Origin of the sequence: Nocardia sp. BMG51109 (genome assembly GCF_000526215.1) — a bacterium.
GTDB lineage: Bacteria > Actinomycetota > Actinomycetes > Mycobacteriales > Mycobacteriaceae > Nocardia.
Window position 1 is genome coordinate 3,162,107 of sequence record NZ_JAFQ01000004.1, and the last position, 26,967, is coordinate 3,189,073.

The following is a 26,967-nucleotide window of genomic DNA, read 5'->3' on the forward strand; positions in this document are numbered from 1 at the left end:
GGTAGCCGTCACCATAATGTCCGGGGCCGTAGCCCGGCTCACACCAGCAGTACCGGAGGAACCACACTCTTATGTCGGAACAGACGACCCGGCCGCAGCGCCGCGACCGAACCCATTGGCTCTACCTCGCCGTCATCGTGGCGGTGGTGGCCGGCATCTTCGTCGGCTGGCTGGCACCCGGCTTCGGGAAGTCGGTGGGCGAGCTGGGCACCATGTTCGTGAACCTGATCAAGATGATGATCTCACCGGTCATCTTCTGCACCATCGTGCTGGGCATCGGCTCGGTGCGCGCGGCCTCGCGGGTGGGGAAGGTCGGCGGCCTGGCGCTCGGGTACTTCCTGGTGATGTCGACCGTCGCGCTGGCGATCGGCCTGGTGGTCGGCAACCTGCTGGAGCCGGGCAGCGGCCTGAACATCGCCGAGCACGCGAAGGACGCCACCAAGTACGCCGAACAGGCCGAGGGCGCCGGCGGCACCTGGGACTTCCTGGAGAGCATCATCCCGACGTCGCTGCTGTCCTCGCTGACGGAAGGCAGCGTGCTGCAGACGCTGTTCGTGGCGCTGCTGGTCGGATTCGCGATCCAGGCCATGGGCAGCACGGGGGAGCCGATCCTGAACGCGGTGGGGCTGATTCAGAAGCTGGTGTTCCGGATTCTGACGATGATTCTGTGGCTGGCGCCGATCGGCGCGTTCGGCGCGATCGCCAACGTGGTGGCGTCGACGGGGCTGGAGGCCGTCGAGCAGCTGGCGCTGCTGATGGTCGCGTTCTACCTGACCTGTGCGGTGTTCGTCTTCGGCGTGCTGGGCGTGTTGATGAGGGCCACGGCCGGCGTGTCGATCTTCAAGCTGGTCCGCTACCTGGCGCGGGAGTTCCTGCTGATCGTGTCCACCTCGTCGTCGGAGTCGGCGCTGCCGCGGCTGATCGCGAAGATGGAGCACATGGGAGTGGAGCGGAGCACCGTCGGCATCGTGGTACCGACCGGCTATTCGTTCAACCTCGACGGCACCGCGATCTACCTGACGATGGCGACGCTGTTCATCGCCGACGCCATGGGCAACCCGCTGTCGTGGACCGAACAGCTGAGCCTGCTGCTGTTCATGATCGTGGCGTCCAAGGGCGCGGCGGGCGTCACCGGCGCGGGCCTGGCCACCCTGGCGGGCGGCCTGCAGAGCCACCGCCCCGAACTGCTCGACGGCGTCGGCCTGATCGTCGGCATCGACCGCTTCATGTCGGAGGCCCGCGCCGTCACCAACTTCGCCGGCAACGCCGTCGCCACCGTGCTGGTCGGCACCTGGACCAGCACCATCGACGCCCAGCGCGTGCGCTCGGTGCTGGACCGTCAGTTGCCTTTCGACGAGACCACCATGGTCGACAGCCACACACCGGACCGCACGGACAGCGACGACCTGGTCCCGTCCCGCTGAGAGCCGCAAGCCCGCGTCCGACCGGACGCGGGCTCGTCCGGGTCCGATCTGCTCGACGGTCCGCTGCACCGGCGCCGCGAATCAGCTCGCCTGGATCGACAACGGCCGTCACGTCATGGATTTCGTCCCTGTCGACAACCTCGCCGCCGCGACGGCAGCCGCGCTGAGCCGCGGCCGGGACCGCGGGGTCTACTACATCACCGATGGCGCTCCGATGCCGCTCCGGGACTTCTTCACTCCGGTCCTGGCAACCGCGGGTGCCGATGTCGGCCGCGCGCGAAGTGTTCCGCTCGCGGTCGCCGCGCCCGTCGCCGGGATCCTCGACCGGGCATGGCGACTGCTGCGCCGCCCTACCGCACCGCCGTTGAACAACTGGCTGATCGCGACCATGGGCCGCGACCGCAGCTACGACATCACGAATGCCCGCGCCGACCTGGACTATCGGCCGAGCGTGACCTTCGCCGCCGGACTGGATGATCTGCGCACGTCCGCGCGTTGGCTGCCCCGCCGGTTGCCCTTCGGCGGGACCAGGATGGTCGACACCCACATCCCGGACCGTCGCGTGGTCGCCGGGTACGATCACGGAAGCGATTCGGGTTCAAGGGGGTTCGGCGATGCCGCCAACGGCGTGGGAGCTGGCATTCAACCGGCGAGTGGTGCATCCGATCGTGGTGGGCGCCCTCGAACGAGGACTTGCCCCACCGACGTTCGCATTACTCGAGACCACCGGGCGCCGCACGGGCCGGCGGCGTGTCGTCCCGGTCGCGAACGGCTTGCAGGGCAACACCTTCTGGCTGATCTCCGGGCGAGGTGAGCGGGTCGGGTACGTCCACAACATCCGCGGATCCCCGGGTGCGCATCAAGGCCGGGCCGGCACGGCTCCGGGACGGGATTCGGTGCGAATGGCGTTCGGGCACTGCCCATCTGCTGCCGGAGGACGATGCCGAGGCCCGGCACCGGTTCCTCGGCCGGGGCCGCCCCGGATACCGAGCCGATGGTATGGCGTTGCGCAGGCTCGCGACCGGCGGCGACATGCTCACGATCCGCATCGATCTCGATCCGGCGGACGCTGCCGGTCTCGACTAGGCGGGCGCCGCCGGGGGCGCGAGCTTCCAGTGCTCGTGGAGGGCCGCCCCGATCTCCGGTAGTACCGTTACGGGAATTCGCTTGTGGCGCAACATCTTCCGGATCTCGCCCACTTGTTCGCACTTGCGGTGCTCGTAGGCGTTGGCGACCGGGCGCACCACCGGCGGGATGCTCAGCAGGACCAGTTCGCTGTGCGGTTCGTCGCCGCCGGTCAGGTCCAGCGCGAGCGACCACCGGGCCTGCTCGTCCAGCGCGAACCGGCCCGCGACCACCCGCTCCCAGCCGATGCTGGATTCGTGCAGCGGCGTGCGCAGGTAGATCGCCTGCTCGGTCAGCACCACGGCGTCCCGCCCGAACAGCCGCACCAGCAGCGCGATCGCGACGACCGCTCCCGCGAACAGCCCGGTGAATACGCGATTCACCCCGAACACCCCCACGACAGCGGCACACACCACCACCGTGGCGGCCACCCCGAGCACGCTGTACACCAGCGCCCGCCGCCCGGACACCACCCCCGCACGCACTGCGCCCATCGACCCTCCTACCTCCGCGCGCCCACCGTACCGGTCGCGCGGTTCTCCGGGTAGGTGCATTCGGTGCCGGTCCGGGTCGGCCGAAATTCCGGTGGTTCGGCCGGAGAACTCACCGGGGTGGCATCCAGCCGGTTTGAATGAGTTCGGTGGTGCCGCGGGTGGTGAGGATGCCGCGGCCCGGTGGCAGCGGTTGTGGGGCGATGCCGCCGATCAGTTCGCCCTCGTCGGGGTGGCCGCTCATGACGAGGCCGGCGGCGCCGTGCCTGCGCAGGCCGCCGAGCATCGGTTCGTAGAGGCTGCGGGCGGCGTTGTGCGCGGTGCGCGCGACGATCATGTGGAAGCCGATCTCGCGTGCGAAAGGCAGCAACTCCACCAGCTTCCAGGCCGGGCTGTCGGTGTTCCATGCCGACCTGCCGATGGTCGGCGGGACCATCAGGTCGTAGTCATCGATGACGGCGAACATCTCCGGGCCGGACCACCGCGGCGCACCCGGCCGGGACATCCGGTTCGCCAGGAAGCGCGCCAGGCCGGAGAGCAGCTGTTCGAGCGTCTGCCAGTTCGTGGCGTAGCCGGAATCGAAACCCGCCGGAACGCATTCCGTCGGTCCGTCGCGATAGGACGCCGTCACGATGCGTGCCCGATCCGCGGTGTTGGATGCGCAGATCGCCGCGATGATCGAGCGCAGCAGCGTGGTCTTACCGCTCCCGGAGTCGCCGACCACGAGGAAGTGCGGGTTGGCGTCGAAGTCGAGACATACCGGCGCCAAGGCCGATTCGTTGATCCCGATCGGAAATCGGAGGCAGGCCCGGGCCGGATCAGCCGGCCGGTCTCCGCCCGGCCACAGCAGTTCCTCGCGGCGCACCAGTTCGGGCAGTGGCCGGATCCGCGGCGCCGGCTGCCCCGGCGTGCACTGCCGCACCGTTGCCACCGCCTCGGCCTCGGCCCCGGCCAGTGACCGCGGGTCGGGATTGCCGTCGAGGCGCGGAAGCGCCGTGAGCAGGTGCTGGTAGTCCGCGGTCATCCCGCGGCCCGGTCGCCCCGGCGGGATCAGTGTGGCGTAGGCCGGATCGAGTTCGGATCGGGCCGGATCCTGCGGGCGAAGCTCGACACAGGTGCCGAAACGGTCCTTCAGCCAATGGCCTACTTCGAACCATCCCCGCACCGTCACGACCACGTGCACCCCGTACGACGGTCCCTCCGCCGCGAGCTCGACGATCGGCAGTCCGAGCGTGTCGAACTCCCGATCCAGCAGGGGCAGGTTATCGATCACCAGGAATGCGTCGCCGTACGGATCGGCCCGGGCCACGGACGCGCCGGGGGCGTCGCTCGAATCCCCCGCACGCAGCTTCCTGAACTGCGCCATCGACTCGATACCCGCCGTGCGAAAGCGTTGTTTCCGGCCGCTCATCAGCGCGGCCATCTCCCCGACGATGCGCCGCACCAGGTGCCCGTCCCCGGGGCACGCTACCGCGCCCACGTGCGGCAACCCTTCGATTCCGGCGAGCGCGCCGCCGCCGAAGTCGAGGCAGTAGAACTGCACCTGCTCGGCGGTGTGGGTGAGCGACAACGCCATGATCAGCGAGCGCAGCGCGGTCGACTTCCCGGATTCCGGCCCGCCCACCACGGCGGCATTGCCCTGCGGGCCGGACAGGTCGACGGTCAACGGATCACGGCGTTGCTCGAAGGGGCGATCGATGATGCCGATCGCGGTGCGCAGCGTCGCGATCCGGACATGCTCGCCGGTGACGACAGTACGGGTGAGGAGCTGGTCGAGCGTCGGTGGCGCATCCAGTGGAGGCAGCCATATCTCATGCCGCGACATGCCGTTCCAGTGCAGTTGCGAAACGAGCGCCTCGAGCAGCGTGCGATCGGCCTTCTCGCTGGACCCGGTCGTCACGCGGCGAGCGGCGCGCACGGGCTTGAATCGAATCGGCTCGGGGTAAACGCACAGATATCCGTGGCCGGGGGGATTCGGCAGCATGCGGAGATCGTCGGCGTGAAGTAATGGTCGTAGCTCGTTGGTGGAGAGGTCTCCCAGAGCGATGCGGTAGGCCAAGTGGCCCTCGAGTCCGGTGAATGCTTCTTCGTCGAGCCGTTGCGCCCCGGCCAGCAGGTGAATTCCGAGTCGTCCACCGAGACGGCCGAGTGCCGCGAACGGTGCGCGGGAATCCGGCGGTACCGATACGAACTCGCTGAACTCATCGATGACCAGCACCAGCGAGGGAAGTGGATCGAGGTCCGCGCCGAGGGATCGCGCCCTTTCGTACTCGGCGATCTCACCGAAATTTCCGCTGTCCTTCAACACGGCCAGACGGCGATGGCACTCACCGACCGCAACCTCCATGATGCGGCTCGCCAGGAAGGGATTCTGTGCGACACCGGAAACATGTGCCGATACGTGGGGCAGATCCGTCAGCCCGTCGAATGTTCCGCGCCCGTGGAAGTCGACCAGGAGGAAGTTGACGGCTTCGGGCGAGTGCCTGACCGCCAGCCCGAGGACGATGGCTCTGAGCAGGTCGTACCGTTCCGATTCCGGCGAGCCGACCACGACGCCGTTCGGCCCGTTCCCGTGCTCCATGGCCGTTTTGATATCCAACTCGACCGGGCGTCCCGCGGCGTCGATCCCTATCGGGATTCGCAGGCGCTCGCGACCGAACCGAGGCTTCCACAGTTCTCGCGTATCGATGTTCTCCGGCTCGTCCAAGCCATATAGGTCCGCGAAGTCGACGTCGCCGTCGACGGGCGTGGGTCCGGGTTGGTTGTGGAGTGGCGTGGGTCCGGTTCTGCCGCCGAGCGGCATCGGCCCGGACAGGCCGCCGTCCGGCCCTTCCCGCGCATCGCCATCCCCTCCACGCTGCGTCGCAGGTTCGGATTCCACGGCTGCCCCCCTCCACATAGATCACCGTCGGCAGGTCGCCAGGCGATCATAGCGGTCGGGGCCGCAAGCCCTTGTGCGCCAAGGGCTTGCGAGCAGCGCCGCCGCTCAGGATTGCAGGGCCACCGCCGCTTCGGCCGTGTACACCAGGAACGTCAGGCTCTGCTGGAAGTACAGGCGGACCTTGTCGAGGTCGTGGGACTCGTAGCCGATCGAGAGATCCTGGCCCAGTTGCAGATCGAAGTCGCCGCCGCGGGTGGTCAGCACGAAGGCGCCGTCGATGGCCGGGGCCCAGATGATCTGGCCCTCGGGAATCAGCCGCTCGATATGCGTGCGGATCGGGTGGCCGTGGTCGGAGGTCTCGCTGACCTGGGTGTACAGATCGGCGCTCAGCAGCACCGAGTAGGGGCCGTCGACACCGGCCAGGCGTAGCTCGCTCAGCGCCTGCGCCAGCGCCTCCGGCACCAGCCGCGGATCGGACGGCAGCGTGACCGGCTCGTTGGACGAGGCGGACCGGATTCCGGTGATGCTCGCCGCCGGATAGCCCTCGAAGATCGCCCGGTCCTCGGCGAAGGCGATCTTGCGGGCCGCATCCTTCACCGCGTCCAGATCGGTGTCCTGGGCGCCGCGCTCGACGTTGTCGAGTTCCTCGCGCGACAGCGTGAACGGCACCCGCAGCTCGACCAGCGGCGCCACCAGCCGCTGCCGCGCCTGCACGCCCTCATCGGGCGCCGTGATGGCGGCGGTGCGCCCCAGCCCGACGGCCGAGTAGTCGGTGCCGTGCGGCCCGGACAGATCCACGACGCGGCGCCCGGCGATATGCCGCTTGAACGTGCGGGTCGCCTCCTCCTCGATCGCCGACCAGGCCTCGGCGGTGATCGGCGCGAGCTCGCGGTGCAGGTTGTTCATGCTGCGTCCTTTCCGGCGCGGGCAGAGCCCCTCGTGGGCTGCCTCGAATGGGCCTGATCGCTCATGCCTGAGTGCTTTTCAACGTGCCGATACCGAGACTGCCGTCGCCCGTTGGCGCGGCATCGGGCAGATCATCGAGCAGATCGCTGTCACCCGGATCGCTGTCACCCGGATCGATATCGCCGGAGAGTTCCGACTCCGGCGCTTCCGGCGGGTCGTCCAGGAAATCGGTGGACGGGGCGAAGAACAGGGTGCCGGTGACGGCGGTGGAGAAGTCGAGAATGCGGTCGTAGGCGGCCTCGTCGCTGCCCAGGAACATGCGCTCCAGCATCTGCTCGATCACGGTGGGGGTGGCGGCGTAGGCGATGTAATAGGTGCCGAACTCGCCCGCCTGCACGCTGCCGAACGGCATGTTGGCGCGCACGATCTGCAACTGGTTGCCGTCGGCGTCGTACAGGGTGTTGACCGCCACGTGCGAATTCAGCGGCTTCTCCTCGTCGGAGAGTTCGAAATCGCTCAGCTTGGTGCGCCCGATGACGTGCTCCTGCTCATCGACCGGCAGCGCGTTCCACGTGTCGAGATCGTGGGTGTATTTCTGCACCACGACGTAACTGCCGCCCGCGAAGTCCGGATCCTCCGCCCCGACGATCGCCGCCGACTGCGCGAGCCGACCCTCCGGATTCTCGGTGCCGTCGACGAACCCCAGCAGGTCGCGCATTTCGAGATAGCGGAAGCCGATCGTCTCGTCGACGATGGTGGCCGCGCCGCGTAGCCGCTCGCCGATGGCCATCGCCAGCTCGAAGCAGGCGTCCTGGGATTCGGCGCGGATGTGGAAGAGCAGATCGCCGGGCGTGGCGGGGGCCTCGTGCCGATCGCCGTCGTAGCCCGGAAACTCGTGCAGCTCAGCTGGTCTCGGCCCGGCGAACAGCCGGTCCCACGCGGCGGAGCCGATACCGGCGCAGCAGGTGAGGTCGGAACCGGACAACCGGAACCCGACCGAGCGGCGCAGGCCGGACAGGTCGGCGAGCAGATCGCGGATCGCCGGCTCGCCCCCCTCGTCGATGGTGGCGACGAGGAAGATCGCGGCGCGTGTGAGCGGATCGAGGATCGGCTGCGGCTCACCCATGATCAACAGACTAGAGGGTGCCACCGACAGGACGGATCATGATCGACCGATGTCCGTCGTGATCGGGGCCTGGCCCCTACTTGGCGACGGTCAGCAGGAACGCCACATCGTCGATGGCCTTGACGCTGTGCCGGGCGGCCGGGAGGACCAGCAGGTCGCCGGGTGAGCCCTTCCACTCGTTCGCGCCGCTGAGCAGCGTCAGCGTGCCGGTGAGCACCTGCAGCGTGGCCTCGCCGGGATTCTCGTGCTCGGCCAGGCTCTGCCCCGCGGTCAGGGCGATCACGGTCTGCCGGAGGCTGTGGGTGTGGCCGCCGCACAGGGTCTGGGAGCTGCGCCCGCTCGTCGTGGTCGCGGCCAGCTTCAGCTGCTGGCGAGCCACCGCGGTCAGCGATTTCTTGTCCATGGACACCTCTTTACGGGTCAGCCGGGATCGGGCTGTGGTCGCGGGCCGAATATCCGTGAGTATGCCGGAGACCCACCGGGGGCTCCGGTGTTTCGCCGTTTCGATGCCGTGTCGGTGCACGTCACGAGGTCTGTCGGGTACGTCACGCGGGCTGTCGGGACTCGTCCGCGGGCGCGGGTGGATCGGGTCTCGTACTGTCGGACGTGCTCTATCGAACGTAGCGCAACCAGCGATACCGCGTCCCGGAGCGGGACGTGCGCCAGCCGCTGTCGGAATCGATCCGCCACTCGGGGCCCACGGCCGGCGCGTAGGCATCGCCGGCGACCTCGGCGTCCACCTCGGTGACCACCAGCTCGGTGGCGTGATCCATTGCCGCCCGGTAGATTTCGCCGCCGCCCATCACCCAGGCCAGTTCGCCGCAGGCCAGGCGCAGCGCCTCCGCCGGCGATCCGGCCCGCTCGGCCCCCGCGGCCGCCCAGTCCGGCTGCCGGGTGACGACGATATTGCGCCGATTCGGCAGCGGCCGGGCCCGCGCGGGCAGCGAATCCCAGGTGCGCCGCCCCATCACCACCGGATGCCCCGAGGTGACGTTCTTGAAGTGCGCCATATCCTCGGGGACTCGCCAGGGAATGGCGTTGTCGGCGCCGATGACTCCGTCGGGCGTCTGGGCCCAGATCAAACCGACCCGTCGCGGACTCATCGGGCAGCTCCCGCGCGGACGACGTCCGGCGTCATACCGCGACCGGCGCCTTGATGGCCGGATGATGCTGGTAGCCGGGAACTTCCACGTCCTCGTAGGCGTAGTCGAACAGCGACGGCGCCCGCCGCAGCCGCAGCCGCGGGAACGGATAGGGCTCCCGCCCGAGCTGCTCGCGCACCTGCTCGACGTGGTTGTCGTAGATGTGGCAGTCGCCGCCGGTCCAGATGAAGTCGCCGGGTTCGAATCCGGCCTGCTGGGCCACCATGTGGGTGAGCAGCGCGTAGCTGGCGATATTGAACGGCACACCCAGGAACAGATCCGCGCTGCGCTGATACAGCTGGCACGACAGCCTGCCGCCGGCGACGTGGAACTGGAACAGCGCGTGGCACGGTGCCAGCGCCATCTTGTCCAGCTCGGCGACGTTCCACGCCGAGACGATCATCCGCCGCGAGTCCGGGTCGGTGCGCAGCGTGTGCAGGATCTGCGAGATCTGGTCGATGTGCGATCCGTCGGGCGTCGGCCAGGAGCGCCACTGGACGCCGTATACCGGACCCAGTTCGCCGTCGGGCGCGGCCCATTCGTCCCAGATGGTGACCCCGTGCTCGCGCAGCCATCCGACGTTCGAATCGCCGCGCAGGAACCACAGCAGCTCGTAGACGATCGACTTCAGGTGCACCCGCTTGGTGGTGATCAGCGGGAAACCGGCCGACAGGTCGTAGCGCAGCTGATGCCCGAAGACGCTGCGGGTGCCGGTGCCGGTGCGATCGGCCTTCGGCGTTCCGGTGTCCAGCACATGCCGCAGCAGGTCCTCGTACTGGGTGTCGGGAGGGCCGTCCATGGCCGTCCAGCTTACGCACGGGCAACCGGTCGCGATCGGGCACCGCCGCGCCTGGCAAGCTGGTCGGCGTGCGGCAGCTCTACGTGATCGGGATCGGAGCGGGCGACCCGGCCCAGGTGACGGTGCAGGCCATCGAGGCCCTGCGCCGTGTCGACGTGTTCTTCGTGATCGGCAAGGGCGATGCGAAACAGGAGCTGGTCGAGGTGCGCACCGCGATCCTCGCCGCGCACACCGACCGTCCGTACCGGATGCGGGAGATCCCCGATCCGCCCCGCGAGCGCATGGTCGGGGACGGGGACTATCGCGGGGTGGTCGAGGACTGGCACGAGCGCCGCGCCGCGCTGCTGGAGGAGGCGTTCGCCGAGACCGACGGCGTCGGCGGCATTCTCGTGTGGGGCGACCCGTCGCTGTACGACAGCACCCTGCGCATGGTCCGGCGGGTCGCCGAACGCGGCGCACAGCGGTTCGACCTCGAGGTGATTCCCGGTGTCACCAGTGCGCAGGCGCTGGCCGCGCGGCACCGCATCGTCCTGCACGACATCGGCGAGCCCGTGCACATCACCACCGGCCGCCGGCTGCGCGAGAAGGGCGTCGCCCCAGGCGAATCCACGCTGGTGATGCTCGACGGCGAATGCTCGTTCACCACCGTCCCCGGCGACGACCTGCACATCTGGTGGGGCGCCTACCTGGGCATGCCCGACGAGACCTTGATCGAGGGCCCACTGCGGTCCGTCGAGGACCGAATCACGCACCGCCGCAAGGAATTACGCGACGCAAAGGGGTGGATCATGGACATCTACCTACTGCGCCGGGTTGATTAGTACAGCACCGTTACCCCCGTCATTCCGGTGGTCACCTCCGTCACTCCGGCCTGCTTTCGGACGGAATCCACAGGTGCCGGAGAAGAATTCCGGCCGAAATCATGCCGGGAGGCCGTAGGCCGTAGGCCGGTGACGAGTGGCGCCGCAGTATTGGGCCGCCGGTTCGGTTCCGGTCACGTCGTCGCGAGCGTTCGTCGAGAAACCCGTCGGATCGCGATCGATCAGCGGAATTCCCGCGCGTCCACCGGCCTACTGCCGTGCGTGGGTGCCTTCGGCCCGGTGTGGGTCGGCTGCCGCAGCGAGGTGTATGCGGTCCATGCCGATCCCGCGTCGGCCCGTTGTCGGCGGCACACCCGCATTCGGCTGGGCATACAGCCGATGCGTGGCGGCATGCGCGGATCGGCCGGTCGCCTCACCCGGCGAATTCCGGCATTCGGCCGATGAATTCCGATTCCGGACATCCGGGAAGCGTGTCGGTACGAATCTCTCTCGAAGGCGGGGGTTCGCGAGAGAGGTCGTTCATGGCAGTGCAGCGTTCCGTGGTCTCGATGCGGTGGTTCAACGGCCGGTGGTTCAACGGCCGTCGACTCGGGCATACCGGATCATTGCTGGTCATCGGTGTTGTTCCGCTGTCAGTAGGGCTCGCCCAAGCCGCCCCTGCCGAGGCAGGCGCTCCACCGCCCGCCGTCGCCGGGCGAGTGGCTTCGCGCCGGTAGCCGAGCGCAACGGTGTAGGCGGAAATCGGCCGATCCCGGTCGGCGCGCTCGAGCCGGTCGATCCGGGCGTCCTGCATCTGCCGGATTTCTCGGCCGCGCCCGTCGCGCCGATCGAGGCGCCCGAGGGCACGATCCGCATCGGGTCCGCGGTGGTCCCTCGTCCCGATGTCCTCGATCCCGGAACTGCCGCGCAGATCAACGATTCCGCAGCCCGGGCGGAGGCGGCCTTGGCCCAGGAGCTGGACTCGACCGGGCTCCCGGCGAGCCGCTCGGACCGCATCGCCGCCGACACCCTCGGCGGCGCGGCCGCCGGAGCCGCGGTCGGTGCGGGCGTCAGCAGTCCGATCGCGGCCACCGGCGCGCTGGTCGGCGGGGTCGCGGGCCTCGTCGCCGGGGTGCCGTTCCTCCCGGCCGGCCTGGTGGTCGTCCCGGCACTCGGCGCAGCGATCGGCGCCGCTGTTGTCACGGTCCCCGCCGCGGCCGTGGGCGCGGCCGCGGGTGCCGGCGTCGGCGCCATCGAGGGCGCACTCGCCCCCGCGACCGTCCCGGCCGATCAGCCAGGCGGCGACCATGCGGATGCCGCCGGTCAACCGGGCGCTTCCGACCAGGTGAGCGCAGTCGAATAGTCGGACGCTGCCGATCGGTTCTGCATCGCCGGAGGGGCGAATGCTGTCGTTTGTCCGGTGCCCTCGGCCGGTTGGACACAGTTGGATAGTTGGACGTTGCCGATTGGTTCTGCATCGCCGGTCGGGCGGGTGCTGTTGCTTGTCCGATGCCGTCGGTTGGGGTGGGCGCAGTTGGGTAGTCGGATGTAGCCGATTGGTTCGGCGTTACTGGTCGGGCGGGCGCAGTCTCGCAGCGCACATCGCTGCGATCCACGGTGGACGATCGCCGATGTCGGTGGTGGGCGGTAGTCTGCGGGGGTGCCCGAGTTACCCGAAATCGTGGCGCTCGAGCGATTCTTGGCCGAGCATGCGGTGGGCGCGGTTGTCGGGCGGGTGGATGTCGCGGCGCTGAGCGTGCTGAAGACGTTCGATCCGCCGATCACCGCGCTGTCCGGTCGTGACGTGACGGCGTCGGGGCACTGGGGCAAACACCTGGGTCTGCGCTGCGGCGAGCTGTGGCTGATCACGCACCTGTCCCGGGGCGGCTGGCTGCGCTGGATCGATGAGCCGAGCCCGAACCCGCCCAAGCCGGGCCGCGGCCCGCTGGCGCTGCGGATGCACTTCTTCACGCCCGAGGGCGCCACCCCGGCCTTCGACCTGACCGAGGCGGGCACCAAGAAGCGGCTCGCGGTATGGATCGTGTCCGATCCGCAGGAGGTTCCCGGGATCGCCCGGCTCGGCCCCGATGCGCTGGCGGTCGGGGAGGATCAGTTCGCCGAGATCCTGCGCGGCACCTCGCAGCGACTGAAGACCGCGCTCGCCGACCAGGCGCTGCTCGCCGGCATCGGCAACGCCTATTCCGACGAGATCCTGCACACCGCGAAGCTGTCCCCGTTCGCCACCGCGGGCACCCTCGGCCCCGAGAAGACGGCGCAGCTCTACGCTGCCATGCGCGCCGTTCTCACCGATGCGGTGGACCGCTCCGTCGGCCAGGACGCCGCCCGGCTCAAGGGCGAGAAACGCTCGGGCATGCGGGTGCACGCCCGTACCGGTCTGCCGTGCCCGGTCTGCGGCGACACGGTCCGCGAGGTCGCCTACGCCGACAAGTCGTTCCAGTACTGCCCCACCTGCCAGACCGGCGGAAAGATCCTCGCCGACCGCCGAATGTCGCGGCTGCTGAAGTAGATCCGGCGGCCGCGACGACACCCGATGCGGGGCCGCTACTCCGAGTCCGCCGAATGTCGGGGTGGCTGAGTGGACCCGGCAGGGCCGCGGCGTCGCCCGGTGCTGGTTCGCTCCGGGTCTTCGAATATTGCTGCTGCTGAAGTAGATCCAGCGGCCGCGGTGACACCCAGTGTCGGCTCGCTACTCCGAGTCCACCGAATGTCGCGGCGGCTGAGTAGACCCGGCAGGGCCGCAGTGTCACCCGTACTGGTCCGCCACTTCGAGGCTTTCGAATGTTGCTGCTGCTGAAAATAATCACCGGTGGGCCGCAGCGACATACGGTGCCGGGCAGCCACTCGCAAGCCTCGGTCGTCCATTCACCCGCCACGGCACCTGATGCCCGTCGCGGGTTCGCCGGGGATCAGGTCAGCGCTGGGACCCGGACTCCTTCCCAGGTAAGGCGTTTCGTGCGATCGGGATCGACCTCGACGCGGGCGGGGTGGTCCATGATCCGGGTGCTGCGCCGCTGCTCGGTGTACTCCGGCCAGGACGCGAGCGGTTTTCCGGTGCGCGCGAACGACAACCAGTTGTCCTGGAATTCGTTCTGTACCGCGAGGAATCCGCGATAACCACCGGCCGCGGTCAGGACCCGTCCCACCGAAGAGTCCACGCCACCGAACACCGGGATCAGATCGAGCGCGTGCGTCGCGCCGAACCCGGCTATTCGCACCGCGCGCGGGGAGAAATCGAGGCGGTAGGAATAGGCGGGCGCGTGCCGGCTGTGTCCCGCCAGGACCTCGACGGTCGGCCGCCAGAACACGAAGTCGCCGCCCATCCGCACCGCCACCTTGCGGGCCGGATAGCCGGGGTAGGCCGCGACGACCCGTCGTTCGAGTTCGCTTCCGCCGCACCGGGTCAGGGCGGTGTGCAGCTGCTCCTCGGTGGTGGGCAGCGACCGGTCGAACCGCTGGAACAACGTGCCCTCGTTGCGATTCGTGCCGATGATCAGCGGCAGCGCCTGCGCGCTCCCGTCGGCGAACGCGTCGATCGGCGTGCGCGGCAGGTAGTCTCCGTCCGCGACCGGTGCGATCGGAAAACTGCCCGGCTGCTCCCACAGCACCTTACCGATCGCCCGGCTGACGCCCTTGCGAATATCGTTGGCGCTCAGGGCCGTCAGCGCGGTGGCGGTGTCCCCCGGTGCGACATCGAGCTTCTCGAGGCACAGCCGCGCGAACCGGCGTCCTTCGTCGGCCGTCAGCGCCCAGTCGGCGGGCGGGCTCTCCGCGATGCCGCGGTGGAACAGCCCGGCGGCCGCCGGTGTGGCGAACAGGCTCACCACCGCGTGGCCCCCTGCGGATTCGCCGAAGATGGTGACATTGCCGGGATCTCCGCCGAACGCCGCGATATTGCGCTGCACCCACTCCAGCGCCGCGACCTGGTCGCGCAGGCCCAGGTTCGAGTCGAAAGTCCGTGCCGCAGTGGAAAATTCGCTGAAATCGACATATCCGAAGGCGCCGAGCCGATAGTTCATCGACACCACGATCACGTCGCCGCGCAGCGCCAGCCGCGCACCCGAGTACAGCCCGAGCGCCGAGGTGCCGAAGACGTACCCGCCGCCGTGGATGAACACCATCACCGGGCGCGGTGCCGACGACGGCGCGGCCGGGGCGGTGACGTTCAGCGTCAGGCAGTCCTCCCCGGTCGGCTGGATGTAGCGCGGGCCGATCCGCGCACCGTCGCGGTGCTGCACGGCCGCGAAGCCGAAGTCGGTCGTCTCGCGGACCCCGGACCAGGGCCGCACCGGCTGCGGCGCACGGAAGCGCAGCTCCCCGACCGGGGGAGCGGCGTAGGGAATCGACCGCCAGCGCAACACGCGACGGCCACGATGGCCGCGGACGACGCCCTCGGCGGTCGGAATATCTGTTACCACCCCGCCGATCGTAGCTGTTACTGGAGGTAACCCTCGACCTGCTTGGCGGATCCGGCCTGTGCCTCGTCCGGATTCTCGCCGCGATCGGTGCTGGCCCGCCGCTGGCGCAGCAGATCCCAGCACTGGTCCAGCATCACCTCGAGATCGGCCAGCTGTGCGCGCTCGCGCTCCGGATCGAGCGCCCCGCTCTCGGTCTTGGACCGCAGCTGATGCTCACGATCCACCAGGTCCTTGATGCGCGTGAGGATGTCCTGTTCGGTCATGCGTACATGCTACGACCGATTCGGTTCACCGGTCGGTACATGCCTGCTCACAGGCTGCGGGGCATCCCCGCGACCGGCCTCGGTCGCCCACGCGGCGCCGGAGGACGCGGGAGCGACCGTTGCGCCCGCAAGCTGCGCCAACACGACCACATCTCGCGCGGCCGGGGAGACACGCTCCGGCATCCCGAGCCGCCGGCGACGGATCGGCTGTGCTTGTCGGTGCGGCGCACGGCAGTGTCATGCGGGCGGGAACGCATATCGCATGCCCGCACCCGAAGTAACCACCGGAGACCGCCGTGCCCGCAGAGCTGTGGCCGGTCCCGAGCTGGTTCGTAGGTCAGCATTGCGCCAGGACCTCTCCGGCGATCCGGATCGCGGTATGCAGATCGGCCTGTGGTACGGCCGAATATCCCAGGGGCACACCGAAAGTCCGCTGTCGGCCGATGTGGTAGCGGGCCAGTCCGTCGAGCAGGACACCGCCTCGTCTCGCGGCCGCGACCGCCCGCTGCTCGGCGGCTACCGACGGAAGCGGCACCACCACATGGGATCCGGCATCGTCGCCGAGTACGTCCAGTCCGCGGCCACGCAACTCGTCGACGACGATGGCCCGGCGTGGCGGCATCGCGCGGCGCAGCCGGCGTAGGTGGCGGGCCAGGTCGCCGTGACGGGCCAGTTCGGCGACGACCGACTGGCCGACCGGGGCGGGTCCGGTTCCGGTGTATTCACGATGCGCCACTACGGCTTTCGCGATCCACGGCACCGCGACGAGCCAGCCCACCCCCAGCGCCGGGGTAAAGATCTTCGATGTGGTGCCCAGGTGTACCACCACATCCGGCGCCAGCGTCGCCAGCAGGGGCAGCGGCGCCGTGTCGTAGCGCAGTTCACCATCGTAGTCGTCCTCGATGACGAGAGCACCGGTGCGGCGGGCGAATTCGACCAGCTCCACGCGCCGCCCCGCCGGCATCCGCGCCCCGAGCGGAAACTGGTGCGCGGGAGTGCAATACACGGCCTTGACGCCGGGTTCGATCAGATCGACGCGCAGCCCTTCGGCATCCACCGGTACCGGCAGCACCCGCATCCCGGCCGCTCGGAAGGCGCCGACCGCGCGCTGATAGCCGGGATCCTCCATGGCCACGGTATCGCCGGGACGCAGCAGCGCACCGGCGAGTTCGCCCACGGCGGTGCTGGTGCCCGCGGTCGCCAGCACCACGGCGTCCTCGGTGGTGGCGAGGCCGCGATGCCGCAGCAGATGCTCGGCGACCGCAGCCCGGTACTCCGGATCGCCTCGTCTGTCCTTGCGCACCAGCGGGATTCGATCCGATGCCGCCCGCCAAGCGCGGCGCCACGCGGCCCGGTCGATCGCCTCCGTGCAGGGCGCCCCGGATGCGAGATCGTATCGGGCGGTGTCGAATTCGTCGGCCGCCGCTGCGGTGCGATGTTCCGTCACCGGAGCGGGGGAGGCGGTGAGATAGGTGCCCGAACCGCGGCGGCCGGTCAGCCACCCTTCGGCATGCAGCTGATCGAAGGCCGCGACCACCACGGTGCGGCTGACTCCGAGCCGGTTCGCCAGCGCCCGCGAGGACGGCAGCCGATCACCGCCGCGCAGCCGGCCCTCGATCGCCGCGGACCGCAGGCCGTGGGCGATCTGGACGGCCAGCGGGCGGGCCGCGCCGCGATCGAGGGCGAGCGGCAGGTCCTCCGGAACGGTCACGAAAGTGGTCTTTCATTCTTGCGAAGAATTGGCCGTTTCATCATGCCATTGTGGCAAACATGCTGGTGGTATGACCGAGTCAGATGTTGTCCGGACCCCGCTCTCACCGACACCACGCAGCACCGTCACCCGTCAGCGCGCCCGCGCCACCACCGAGCGCGACGCCCTGGACGCCATCCTCGACGCCGGCCTGATCTGTCACCTCGGCGTCCTGCTCGACGGCGCGCCGGTGGTGCTCCCGACCACCTACGGCCGCGACGGCAACCTCCTCTACCTGCACGGATCCACCGGCGCCGGCAACCTGCGGGCCGCCCTCACCGGCCCGGTCTCGGTAGCCGTGACACACCTCGACGGCATCGTGTACGCCCGCTCGGCCATGCATTTCTCGATGAACTACCGCTCGGCGGTGGTACACGGCCACCCGGTCGAACTCACCGACTCCGACGAGCGCCTGCACGCCCTCCGCACCATCGTCGACCACGTCGCCCCCGGCTCATGGGACCACGCCCGCCCACCGACGAAGAAGGAAATGGCCGCCACCGTCGTCCTCGCCCTCGACCTCACCGAGGCCTCGGTGAAGACCCGCACCGGCGACCCGGTCGACGACACCGACGACCTCGCCTCCGACACCTGGGCCGGCGTCCTCCCCCTCCGCAACATATTCGAAAACCCCATCCCCTCAGCTGATCTCGCCGTAAGTATCGACATCCCGGAGCATGTCCTCGCCCGCGTGTCAGGCACCCCGGTAAGCGCCGGGTAGCGGTCGTCCACACCGACAGGCGCTCGACCTGTCCCGCCGTTCCGGCTTACCCCTCCGAGGCGGCCGACCAGAGTGGGCATACCCAGCGATTCGGCGCGATAGGCGGGCGATTCGTTGTCGACGGTCGGGTAGGACGATGCGTCGGGCGCGGCTGCGGTCCCGACGCCTGCCGGAGCCGATAGGAGCGACGATGCCAGAGTTGCCGTCGTCGTCACGCCCGCGGGGCACGGGAGGTGTCACCTCGACGCGCGGGTCGGCCGGTGGACAACTCGCCGTGGCGCTCTGGGAGGACGAGCGACGTTCATCGATAATGATTTTCCGCGGTTCCTTGCCAGATTCTTGCTACGAATCGACCGCCGGGGATGTGAATCCCATTTTGGTATGCTGGATGCATGTCACAGATCACGATCCGCGTCCCGGATGACGTGCTGGCCTTCATCGACGGCCAGAGTTCCAACCGCACCGCCTATGTGCTCGAGGCCCTCGAACACGAGCGCCGTCGCCGCCTGGCTGAGGCCGACATCTTGGCGATGGCCAACGCCGGCGCCGACGCGCACGCCGAAGCCGAGGCGATCACCACCGGCACCCGTCAAGCGTTCCCGGACATCGACTGATGCGACCCATCCACAGTGCCCGCCTGGACAAGGTGCGGCCGGTGCTGGTTCTCACCCGCGAGACGATCCGGCCGCACCTGAATCACGTCACGGTCGCCGCGATCACTTCAACGATCCGTGGCCTGTCCACAGAGGTAACTGTGGGCCGTCGCAATGGCCTGTCACACGACTCGGTGGTCAACTGCGACCTGGTATACACGATCCCCGTCGCCGAGCTCGGCGCACAGATCGGGTGGTTCCACCCCGAACTGGAACAAGATCTCAGCGAGGCGCTACGGCTGGCGTTCGATCTGAAATAGTCAGCGACACAAGAAGTCCCGACCTGCTGGTGGCAGGTCGGTGGCTCGGTGAAGGATGCGGGATTCGGACCCGCGAGTGAGCCGGGCAGGCGCCTTGCAGGATGCGACGAGTCCGGTCCGTGCACCTGGTGGTGGAGCGGGACCGTGGAGTGCTACCACGATGTGCTCAGAAGGCCGAATCCGTCGAGTACGCCGGTGGCGACCTGGATCAGCGCCTGGTCGGATTCGATGTGGTCGGGGTCGAGGGCTACCAGGGCCAGGGTGTACGTGTCGTCGATTCGGGAGAGGTAGGCCGACAGGCGGGTCCGGGGGAGTTGGGTGGGGAGGAGGCCGGGGTGAATGGCGCGGGCGGCGATGCCGGTGCAGGGATGCGGGCCGAGTCGGTGCAATGATGGGGGGAGGTGGCCGATGTTCGAGCACAGGACATCTCGTTCGCCGGCGCCTCGGGACAATCGATGAGCCACCCGGTCCGGCAGTACCTGGAGTAGTTCCTCGGGCATGCCTTCCGGGCTCGATATGCGGTGTTCGTATGCGGCGCGGCATTTTTCGCGAATCGTGGCGGGATCGTCGTTGCGGGTCACGACCACCTGGGTCATTGCCATGTCGTTGTCCACCCGTGGTTCGTCGCGGGTGTCGACCGGCAGGCTGACGGTGAGCGTGGGATCGGTGAATCCGCTGTGCCACAGCATCTTCGTGACGAGGTGCACGAACAGGCTGTTGGCCGTGCCGCCGCGCGCGGCGGCGAGTTCGTCCCAGTCGGCGGCCGGAATCCGGAGCACGGCGCTACAAGTGGCGTGCTCGGCGGCGGTGCTGCGTGGTTCCGGCCCGGCGACACGTTCGGGTACTCCTCGCCGCAACGCCCGAACCGTACCGCTCAACACCGTCGACCACTGCCTGCGGGCATCAGACCAATCCGATTGCACCACAGCTGCTTCGGCGAAATCGGTCCCGGTCAGCGCCAGGTCGACGGCGATCGCCAGCCCCCGCCCGTCGGCCAGCGCGTGCGAGCACGTCAACGACACTATCGATCCGCCACCCTCCACGCGCGCCGCCGACAGCCGCCACCCCGGCCCGAATTCCGGATCGAGATCGAACCCCTGCGCATCCGCCCAGCTCAGCAGCTCCTCGGCCGGAATCGGTGAATCGGCGATCAGCAGGGGATGGGCCCGGTCGTTCGCCCGCCAGTACGGCCGCGCACCGGGCACTTGCGGTCGGACGACCCGGCGACCCAGCGGACCCTGCCGCAGGGCGGCGTGTATCGACCCCAGCACCGCCGGCTCGATCCGGTCGGCGGTCCGCCACAAGCCTTGCAGCGCAATCGGTGTCCCCATGCCTCGATGGGACCGCAGAAAGATCTCGTCGACGACGCCGAGTCTGCTCACCGGTGCTCCTCGCCGGACCGGCGGCTGGCCGTTCGCGATCCGGTGAGGCGAACGGCATGGGTCAGGGCGCCCGAATACGGGCACACCGGCCGCCCGGCGGTCGTCGTGGGCGCCAGCATCGCCGGGTCCGGACGGTGGTCTGCTCGCCGCTCTATCGATCGCACGAGGTCATGGTGCCACCATCGGGGTCGAGCCCGACGTCCCGTGCCGCTGGCCACCACTGCTGTCGCTCAGCTCGGGGCGCCCCGCGCTGACCGGTGCTGTCGTCGCTCAGTCGGGCGTCCCGTACCGATCGGCGCCACCGTCGCTCAGCCCGGCGTCCCGTGCCGGCCGGCGCCGGCGGCGAACCGTTGCGCCCCGGACAGCGCGCCCTCGGCATCGGCCAGCGCGCCCCAGCCGTGCCGGAACTCGTTGCGAATGGCCTCGTCCTCGTCGAGTCCGCCCTGCTCCAGCGCGGACATGCGGTCCGAGCGCAGGCAGGTCTGCGGGAGCGCGGCCAGTTCGGCGGCGAGTTGTTCGGCGGCGCTGCGGGATTCGCCCGGTGGGACGACCCGGTTCACCAGTCCCATCTGCAAGGCCTCCGCGGCGCCGACCGCCCGGCCGGTGAGAATCATGTCCATGGCCCGCCCCTCGCCGACGAGGCGCGGCAGCCGCACCGTGCCGCCGTCGATGAGCGGCACACCCCACCGTCGGCAGAACACTCCGAAGGTGCTGTCCTGCTCGGCAATTCGAAGATCGGCCCACAGGGCGAGCTCCAGCCCGCCGGCCACCGCGTATCCGGACACCGCCGCGACGACCGGCTTGGACAACCGCATCCGGGTCGGGCCCATCGGCCCGTCGCCGTCCGCGTCGGCCCGGTTGGAGCGTTCGGTGCCGAACGACTTCAGATCTGCACCGGCACAGAAGGTTCCGCCCGCACCCCACAGCACCGCCACCGCGGCCCCGGCATCGGCGTCGAACTCCCGGAACGCGTCGGCGAGTGCCCGGGCCGTCGGGCCGTCGACGGCGTTGCGCGCCTGCGGGCGATCCAGGATCACGGTGAACACCGGGCCACGGCGTTCGATTCGCACGGGTTCGTGCACGGTCATGCTCGGGCCTCCGTCTCCCTGCGCGCCGCCGCGTCACCCATGCCGGCTCGTCGCCGTCGCGCGGGCCACCGGTCGCCGCGATGCGCTCGTCCTCGCCCCGGCCACACACCGGGGCGCCTGCGAACTCGCTCGGCCTGGGTGCCGCGCGTGGTCCGATTCGAACAGGCGACACCCTCTTGCGTCAAGAAATGAATCCGTGATTCACTTCTTTCGTGCCCTACCGCAGAACCCCCGCCGTGCAGGCGCGCCTCGATGCGCAGGCGGCCGCGATCGTGCACGCCGCGGCCCGGGTGCTGTCCGCGCGCGGCTTCTCGGGTCTGTCGATGGCGGCGGTCGCGGCCGAGGCGGGCGTGGCCACCGGAACCGTGTACAAGAACTTCCTCGGGAAATCGGAATTGGTCACCGCGGTATTCCGCGATGTCGTCGGCCGGGAGGTGGCCGCGGTGGCGGCCGCGGGCGCCGAGGGCAGCGCGGTCGAGCGGGTCAGCGCCGCGGTGGAGACGTTCGCGGGCCGCGCGCTGAAGAATCCGAAGCTGGCCTACGTGCTGCTGGCCGAGCCGGTCGACGCGGCCGTCGACGCCGAACGCCTGCGGTTTCGCCGCGCCTTCGCCGAGACCTTCGAGGCCGCGGTCGCCGAGGGCGTCGCGAACGGCCAACTGCCGGCGCAGAATCCGCGCATCAGCGCCACCGCCCTGGTCGGCGCCATCGGCGAAGTCCTGGTCGGCCCGCTGGCCGAGGCGCCGCAGAGCGAATCCGTGGTGCCCGAACTCGTCACCTTCGCCCTACGCGCCTTGGGGCTGCCCGAATAGGAGTGTCCGATATGCCCACTCACGAGGTGTTCAACCAGGTTCCCGACCTCGTCCCGTTCGATTTCTCGCACAACCCGGCACTGCTCGAGGGCCTGCACCGGGAGCACGCGGGCTGGGCGGAGGCCGACGTGCGGGAATTGGGCGCCCTCGCGGGCGGTCGCGAGGCGCAGGACTGGGGGCGGCTGGCCAACGACAACCCGCCGGTCCTGCACACCCACGACCGCTACGGCCACCGCGTCGACGAGGTGGAGTTCCACCCGTACTGGCATGAACTCATGAAAGTCGCTGTGGCACACGGGCTGCACGGCACGCCGTGGCTCGACGAGCGGCCCGGGGCGCATGCCGCCCGCGCGGCGAAGTTCTACACCTGGGGTATGGCCGATGCCGGGCACATGTGCCCGATCTCCATGACCTACGCGGCGATTCCCGCGCTTCGCCACAATCCAGAGCTGGCCGCGCGCTACGAGCCGCTCCTCGGTTCCCGCACTTACGATTTCGGCTTGCGCGAGCCGTCCGGCAAGGCCGGGCTGATCGCCGGCATGTCGATGACCGAGAAGCAGGGCGGTTCCGACGTGCGTGCCAATACCACCACGGCCACACCGCAATCCGACGGCAGCTATCGCATCGTCGGCCACAAGTGGTTCACCTCGGCGCCGATGTCGGACCTGTTCCTCACCCTGGCGCAGGCGCCCGGCGGCCTGTCCTGCTTCCTGCTGCCGCGCGTGCTGCCGGACGGCACCCGCAATTCCCTTCGGCTGCAACGGCTCAAGGACAAGCTGGGCAACAAGTCCAATGCCTCCTCCGAGATCGAATACGAGAATGCGGTCGGCTGGCTGGTAGGCGCGGAGGGCGCCGGCGTGAAGACCATCATCGAGATGGTCAATATGACCAGGCTGGACTGCGTGATCGGGTCGGCCACCGGGATGCGGGCGGGTGTCGTGCATGCCGTACACCATGCCCGCCATCGAGATGTTTTCGGCGCCAAGCTGATCGACCAGCCCGCCATGCGCAATGTGCTTGCCGACCTGGTCATCGAATCCGACGCCGCGACAACGGTGATGATGCGCTTGGCCGGTGCCACCGACCGCGCGGCCGACGATCCCGCCGAGGCGGCGCTGCGCCGGATCGCGTTGGCGGTCACCAAGTACTGGGTTTGCAAGCGGGCGCCGGTGCACGCGGCCGAGGCGCTGGAATGCCTGGGCGGCAACGGATATGTCGAGGAATCCGGAATGCCCAGGCTCTACCGCGAGGCGCCGCTGATGTCGATCTGGGAGGGTTCGGGCAATGTCGCCGCGCTGGATGCGTTGCGCGCCATGGGCCGTCAGCCGGAATCGGTCGAGGCGTACTTCGCGGAGGTGTCGCTGGCCCGCGGCGGCAACCATTACCTGGACGACGCGATCGACCGGATCGGCAAGGAGCTCACCGACCTGTCCGACATCGAGTACCGCGCGCGCCGCGTCGTCGAGCTGATGGCCCTGGTGCTGCAGGGTGCCCAGCTGGTCCGGCACGGCCACGCGGCGGTGGCGGACGCGTTCTGCGCCACCAGATTCGGCGGTGACTGGGGAATCGCCTTCGGTACCCTCCCCACCGGCGCCGATACCGCGGCAATCCTCGAGCGCGCCCACGTGTAGGCCCGGGTGCTCTATGGTCGCCGGGTCCGGTTGCGGTGCGCCCTGACAGCTCCCGGGTCTACCGCGCGCGAGCTTGCTCGCCGTTGTGCGGGTGACGCGGGATCGTATTCCGGGCCGCTACTGCTTGATCAAGGTGGCGACCTGAATGTGCGGCCAGTCGATCTGCTTCGCCGGATCGGGCCGGGGCCCCGCCGGGAACCGCAGAATCGAATGCTGGCTGTACTGCAGTTGCAGGGTTTCGGTGCCGTCCGGTCGCCGCACGGTCTCGATCCACAGGGCGGCCCGCACCGACGTCGCGTTCGCGTTCTCGACGACGAAGCCGATATTGCGGACGTCGTCGGGGCCGGTCCGCACGTCCAGCGTGGTGGTGTTGAGCACCGTCTGTTCCTTCAGCGCCCGGCGCAGCAGCACGGCGGGGTCGCGCAGCGCCTCGTCCGGAATTCCCGGCGGAAGCTCGGTTCCAGGCGGCGGGAAGTACCCGTCACCGAACACCGACCCGTTCGGCGTGGAATCCAGCGGCGGAATCTCCGGTGCGCCGGGCACATCCGCCACGGGTGCGCCCTGCGCCATGAACGAGTCGCCGTGCGGGATGTCGGCCATCCGGACCAGGGTCGGCCCGGACGGCGGCACCGACGTGGCCGGAACGTACAGCCACATACCGTTCTCCACGTGTAGCGCCTCGCCGGTCTGCGCGTCGGCGATCTGCTGCAAGTAGTGCACACCGCGAAAGACGATGTCGTCCTGGAGATTTCCCCGGTTCAGGATCGGTGCGCCGATCTCGGTGAAGGTCAGTGTCTCCTGAGTGGCGTTGAGCCGCAGAAAGAATGGCGAACCACCTTCGTGGTCGGGCAGTTCGGCCAGGCTGAATCCGGTCCCCATCCAGGTTCCGGGCAGATTCTCCAGCGGTCCCAGCTCGCTGGTCGACGCGGGCTGTGGCACGGCGGCGCGAAAGATCGTGGACATGGTCCCTCCCGATATGAGTTCCTCCCGAGTACATGTCTACCGCCGAAGGCGCCCACGCACATGCCCCGAGTTTCGGCAGCGGTCGCGCCGGTGCCACCGTGTTCGGGGCCTATACACCGGCGCCGGCAGCCGGGTTCCCGCGAGGCGGTCCCGCCCGCGTGGAGCCGCGCACCGAGACCCGCGCGGAACCGCGCACCGAGACTCGGTGAGCAAGCACACGCTTCCGGTGTGCGACGCCTGGGGTTAGCGTCCGGATATGGCTCGTACAACGGAGTACACCCAGTTCGTCGCGCTGTCGGCGGAGCGGCTGTGGGCCGTGCTGGCCGACCCGCGGCGTTGGCCGGAATGGAACCCAGCCGTCGCCTCCGTGACGCTGCACGGCCCGCCCGGAGCAGGCGTCACCGGTGATTACCTGCCGAGCGGAATGGCATCCCGGGTGCACGGCCGCCTGGCGAAACCGTTCGTCCTCTCGGCGTTCGAACCGAACCGCAGGTTGGTCATCGAGCAACCCGAGCCCGCCGGAAACCTCACGGTCGACTGGACGCTGGCCCCGCGCGACGGCGGTTGCGATCTCACCCAGCGAGTGTGCCTGACCGGCGCCACGGCGCCGATCTTCTGGCGGATCGTGGGGGCCCGCTTGCAGGCCGGGGCGCGCGTGGGGTTCGCCCGGCTCGCGCGGCTGGCCGGAATCGTACCCGACGAGGCCGCGCTGAATGTCGTAATCGCCGGTGGCAGTGGGTCTTTGGGGCGCACTATCGCCGCGGATCTGACCTGTCGCGGCCACCGCGTCACCATCCTGACCCGGCGATCGAATCCGGCCGTGCCGTTCACTCAGGTCGAATGGGACGGCCGCAGCGTCGGGGATTGGGTGGGTGCGCTGCGGAATCCGGGCCCGACCGTCCTGATCAACCTGGCCGGCAAACTCGTCGACTGCCCGCCGACCACCCGCAATATCGACGAATTGCGCAGCAGCCGTGTCGATCCCACCGCCGCCCTGGTGGCTGCCTCGAAGACGCTGGATCGCCCGATCACCTCCTGGATCCAGGCGAGTACCACCGCCATCTGGTCCGACGCCGGCGAGACCCACTGCACGGAAACGACGTCGCTGCCCGTGGGCCTGCCGCAGATGACCGGTGTCGCCGAGCCGTGGGAGCGGGCCTTCGCGGGCGCCGTTGCCGATCACCGGATCGTGCTGCGCACCTCGATCGTCCTGGATCCGGAGGCGCCCGCGCTACAGCGCCTGACCGGGCTCACGCGCATGGGCCTGGGCGGCCGCATCGGCCGGGGCGACCAGTGGTTCAGCTGGATTCACGTCGAGGACTGGCTGGCCCTCGTCCGCGCCGGACTGGGCCTCGACCCGGAAGTCACACTGCCCGACGGAATCCTCGTAGCGGCAACGGATTTCCCGGTGCGTAACCGCGACCTGATGCGGGTCCTGCGGCGCCGGCTGCGGCGCCCGCCCGCGCTACCCACGCCGATTCCGGTCCTGAAGCTGGGTGCGGCGCTGCTGCGCACCGATCCCGCCCTCGGCTACACCGGACGCCACGCTACCTCGGAAGTTCTGCCGCACACCGGATTCCGATTCCGTTATCCGTCGCTCGATGAGGCGCTGGCCGATCTGCTGCCGGACTGAACGATTCCGTTATCCGTCGCTCGACGAGGCGCTGGTCGTTCTACTGCGGGACTGACCGATTCCGCTACCTGCCCCTCAGCCATTCGGGTTCCGGACCAAGCGATTCGACTGCTAGACCGAGCGATTCTGTCGGACCGAGCGATTCGACTGTCGGACCGCGTAATTCGTTTGCGGACCGAGTGATTCGGCGGCGGCCCGGTCAGGGCGCCGCCGCGACGGCCGTGCCGATCAGCGCGACCACCTTCGCCACCTCGAAGCCGATGTACCAGTAATGCGCGGTGGACCGCGGCCCGTCCTCGCCCGCCAGCACGCGATCCGACCGGCGGGTCAGCGGCGGCCGGACGACGAGCACCTGCACGGCCAGCACGACCCCGGCGGCCAACAGCCAACCCCAGGTGGCGCCCGACGGGCCGACGACGAGCGCGGACACCACGAGCAGGACCGCGAGCACCGTCTCGGCGATGTTCAGCGCCCGGAACACCAACCGGCCGATGCCGAGCCCGAGCGCGAGCGTGACCCCCGGCGCCCGGAACTTCAGCGGCGCCTCCAGGAACGAGATCGCCAACACCATGCCGAGCCACAGCATCGGCAGAAACCACAGCAAATGTTGCGCGAGCGAGGTCATGATCGCGACGGTACCTCCGGACAACGGTGCGAGGCAGGGTCTTCCGCCCCCTCCACTCG

25 protein-coding genes and 1 pseudogene are annotated in these 26,967 nt (G+C 69.3%); 12 read left to right on the top strand and 14 right to left on the bottom strand.

All coding sequences use genetic code 11. The features are described from left to right. The first annotated feature begins 71 nt into the window (after positions 1–71). From D892_RS0115710 to D892_RS48545, 3 genes and pseudogenes are all read left to right on the top strand, one after another. Positions 72–1,424 (top strand): cation:dicarboxylate symporter family transporter, encoded by a 1,353-nt coding sequence (locus D892_RS0115710; RefSeq protein ID WP_024802154.1) that lies wholly within the window; start codon positions 72–74, stop codon positions 1,422–1,424. A 614-nt stretch (positions 1,425–2,038) separates the two neighbouring features. Then, a pseudogene (locus tag D892_RS48540) lies at positions 2,039–2,218 on the top strand (nitroreductase/quinone reductase family protein); the annotation flags it as partial. Positions 2,219–2,276: 58 nt separating this feature from the next. Next, positions 2,277–2,510 (top strand): hypothetical protein, encoded by a 234-nt coding sequence (locus D892_RS48545; RefSeq protein WP_051499074.1) that lies wholly within the window; start codon positions 2,277–2,279, stop codon positions 2,508–2,510. On the opposite strand, the gene D892_RS0115725 is transcribed toward D892_RS48545, so the two are convergent. From D892_RS0115725 to D892_RS0115760, 7 genes are all read right to left on the bottom strand, one after another. Further along, positions 2,507–3,043, bottom strand: a complete 537-nt coding sequence (locus D892_RS0115725; protein WP_024802156.1) for a hypothetical protein — start codon at positions 3,041–3,043, stop codon at positions 2,507–2,509. The two genes, D892_RS48545 and D892_RS0115725, sit on opposite strands and share 4 nt — an antisense overlap. Before the next feature lie 109 nt (positions 3,044–3,152). After that, positions 3,153–5,921 (bottom strand): type VII secretion protein EccCb, encoded by a 2,769-nt coding sequence (gene eccCb, locus D892_RS0115735; protein ID WP_198036903.1) that lies wholly within the window; start codon positions 5,919–5,921, stop codon positions 3,153–3,155. A 105-nt stretch (positions 5,922–6,026) separates the two neighbouring features. Next, positions 6,027–6,827, bottom strand: a complete 801-nt coding sequence (locus D892_RS0115740; protein ID WP_024802158.1) for a family 1 encapsulin nanocompartment shell protein — start codon at positions 6,825–6,827, stop codon at positions 6,027–6,029. A 61-nt stretch (positions 6,828–6,888) separates the two neighbouring features. Continuing rightward, entirely contained in the window at positions 6,889–7,953 is a 1,065-nt protein-coding gene (locus D892_RS0115745) for a Dyp-type peroxidase (RefSeq protein ID WP_024802159.1), read from the bottom strand. 76 nt (positions 7,954–8,029) lie between these two features. Continuing rightward, a complete protein-coding gene (locus D892_RS0115750) occupies positions 8,030–8,356 on the bottom strand; it encodes a cupin domain-containing protein (protein WP_024802160.1) in 327 nt (108 codons plus the stop codon). Between the two features lie 208 nt (positions 8,357–8,564). Then, positions 8,565–9,056: a dihydrofolate reductase gene (locus D892_RS0115755; RefSeq protein ID WP_024802161.1), complete on the bottom strand. Its 492-nt coding sequence runs from the start codon at positions 9,054–9,056 to the stop codon at positions 8,565–8,567. A gap of 31 nt (positions 9,057–9,087) precedes the next feature. Next, a complete protein-coding gene (locus tag D892_RS0115760; RefSeq protein ID WP_024802162.1) occupies positions 9,088–9,894 on the bottom strand; it encodes a thymidylate synthase in 807 nt (268 codons plus the stop codon). Positions 9,895–9,962: 68 nt separating this feature from the next. Here D892_RS0115760 and cobF point away from each other — a divergent pair, with 68 nt between their 5' ends. The 3 genes from cobF to D892_RS0115780 all read left to right on the top strand — a co-directional run bounded on the left by cobF (position 9,963) and on the right by D892_RS0115780 (position 13,221). After that, a complete protein-coding gene (gene cobF / locus D892_RS0115765) occupies positions 9,963–10,715 on the top strand; it encodes a precorrin-6A synthase (deacetylating) (RefSeq protein WP_024802163.1) in 753 nt (250 codons plus the stop codon). An 865-nt stretch (positions 10,716–11,580) separates the two neighbouring features. Then, on the top strand, positions 11,581–12,057 hold the full coding sequence (locus tag D892_RS41245) for a hypothetical protein (RefSeq protein ID WP_051499075.1): 477 nt from the start codon (positions 11,581–11,583) through the stop codon (positions 12,055–12,057). 297 nt (positions 12,058–12,354) lie between these two features. Next, on the top strand, positions 12,355–13,221 hold the full coding sequence (locus tag D892_RS0115780; RefSeq protein WP_024802166.1) for an Fpg/Nei family DNA glycosylase: 867 nt from the start codon (positions 12,355–12,357) through the stop codon (positions 13,219–13,221). Between the two features lie 400 nt (positions 13,222–13,621). Here the strand turns inward: D892_RS0115780 and D892_RS0115785 are convergent, their stop codons facing one another. From D892_RS0115785 to D892_RS0115795, 3 genes are all read right to left on the bottom strand, one after another. Next, on the bottom strand, positions 13,622–15,130 hold the full coding sequence (locus D892_RS0115785) for a carboxylesterase/lipase family protein (protein ID WP_024802167.1): 1,509 nt from the start codon (positions 15,128–15,130) through the stop codon (positions 13,622–13,624). Between the two features lie 17 nt (positions 15,131–15,147). Then, the gene (locus D892_RS0115790) at positions 15,148–15,393 is read right to left on the bottom strand and encodes a DUF2630 family protein (RefSeq protein ID WP_024802168.1); all 246 of its coding nucleotides are present in this window, start codon (positions 15,391–15,393) and stop codon (positions 15,148–15,150) included. A 337-nt stretch (positions 15,394–15,730) separates the two neighbouring features. Further along, positions 15,731–17,104, bottom strand: a complete 1,374-nt coding sequence (locus tag D892_RS0115795) for a PLP-dependent aminotransferase family protein (protein WP_024802169.1) — start codon at positions 17,102–17,104, stop codon at positions 15,731–15,733. Between the two features lie 70 nt (positions 17,105–17,174). Between D892_RS0115795 and D892_RS0115800 the strand changes: the two genes are divergently transcribed. From D892_RS0115800 to D892_RS0115810, 3 genes are all read left to right on the top strand, one after another. Beyond that, the gene (locus tag D892_RS0115800; protein ID WP_024802170.1) at positions 17,175–17,864 is read left to right on the top strand and encodes a pyridoxamine 5'-phosphate oxidase family protein; all 690 of its coding nucleotides are present in this window, start codon (positions 17,175–17,177) and stop codon (positions 17,862–17,864) included. A gap of 392 nt (positions 17,865–18,256) precedes the next feature. Beyond that, positions 18,257–18,478 (top strand): hypothetical protein, encoded by a 222-nt coding sequence (locus D892_RS49385; protein ID WP_024802171.1) that lies wholly within the window; start codon positions 18,257–18,259, stop codon positions 18,476–18,478. Next, positions 18,478–18,777 (top strand): type II toxin-antitoxin system PemK/MazF family toxin, encoded by a 300-nt coding sequence (locus D892_RS0115810; protein ID WP_024802172.1) that lies wholly within the window; start codon positions 18,478–18,480, stop codon positions 18,775–18,777. Before D892_RS49385 ends, D892_RS0115810 begins: the two co-directional genes overlap by 1 nt. A 152-nt stretch (positions 18,778–18,929) precedes the next feature. On the opposite strand, the gene D892_RS0115815 is transcribed toward D892_RS0115810, so the two are convergent. After that, positions 18,930–20,159: a hypothetical protein gene (locus tag D892_RS0115815; RefSeq protein WP_024802173.1), complete on the bottom strand. Its 1,230-nt coding sequence runs from the start codon at positions 20,157–20,159 to the stop codon at positions 18,930–18,932. Positions 20,160–20,467: 308 nt separating this feature from the next. Next, entirely contained in the window at positions 20,468–21,241 is a 774-nt protein-coding gene (locus tag D892_RS0115825; RefSeq protein WP_232236344.1) for a crotonase/enoyl-CoA hydratase family protein, read from the bottom strand. A gap of 218 nt (positions 21,242–21,459) precedes the next feature. On the opposite strand from D892_RS0115825, the gene D892_RS0115830 reads away from it, so the two are divergent. Beyond that, positions 21,460–22,056 (top strand): TetR/AcrR family transcriptional regulator, encoded by a 597-nt coding sequence (locus D892_RS0115830; RefSeq protein ID WP_024802175.1) that lies wholly within the window; start codon positions 21,460–21,462, stop codon positions 22,054–22,056. Positions 22,057–22,067: 11 nt separating this feature from the next. Continuing rightward, positions 22,068–23,687 carry an acyl-CoA dehydrogenase family protein gene (locus tag D892_RS0115835; protein WP_156959526.1) on the top strand — a complete coding sequence of 540 codons (1,620 nt, stop codon included), beginning with the start codon at positions 22,068–22,070 and terminating at the stop codon, positions 23,685–23,687. Between the two features lie 117 nt (positions 23,688–23,804). Here D892_RS0115835 and D892_RS0115840 read toward each other — a convergent pair whose 3' ends face one another. Beyond that, positions 23,805–24,650 (bottom strand): heme-binding protein, encoded by an 846-nt coding sequence (locus D892_RS0115840; RefSeq protein WP_024802177.1) that lies wholly within the window; start codon positions 24,648–24,650, stop codon positions 23,805–23,807. Positions 24,651–24,906: 256 nt separating this feature from the next. Here D892_RS0115840 and D892_RS0115845 point away from each other — a divergent pair, with 256 nt between their 5' ends. Continuing rightward, entirely contained in the window at positions 24,907–26,283 is a 1,377-nt protein-coding gene (locus tag D892_RS0115845; protein WP_024802178.1) for a DUF1731 domain-containing protein, read from the top strand. Positions 26,284–26,482: 199 nt separating this feature from the next. On the opposite strand, the gene D892_RS0115850 is transcribed toward D892_RS0115845, so the two are convergent. After that, positions 26,483–26,908, bottom strand: a complete 426-nt coding sequence (locus D892_RS0115850) for a hypothetical protein (RefSeq protein WP_024802179.1) — start codon at positions 26,906–26,908, stop codon at positions 26,483–26,485. Positions 26,909–26,967: the final 59 nt, after the last annotated feature.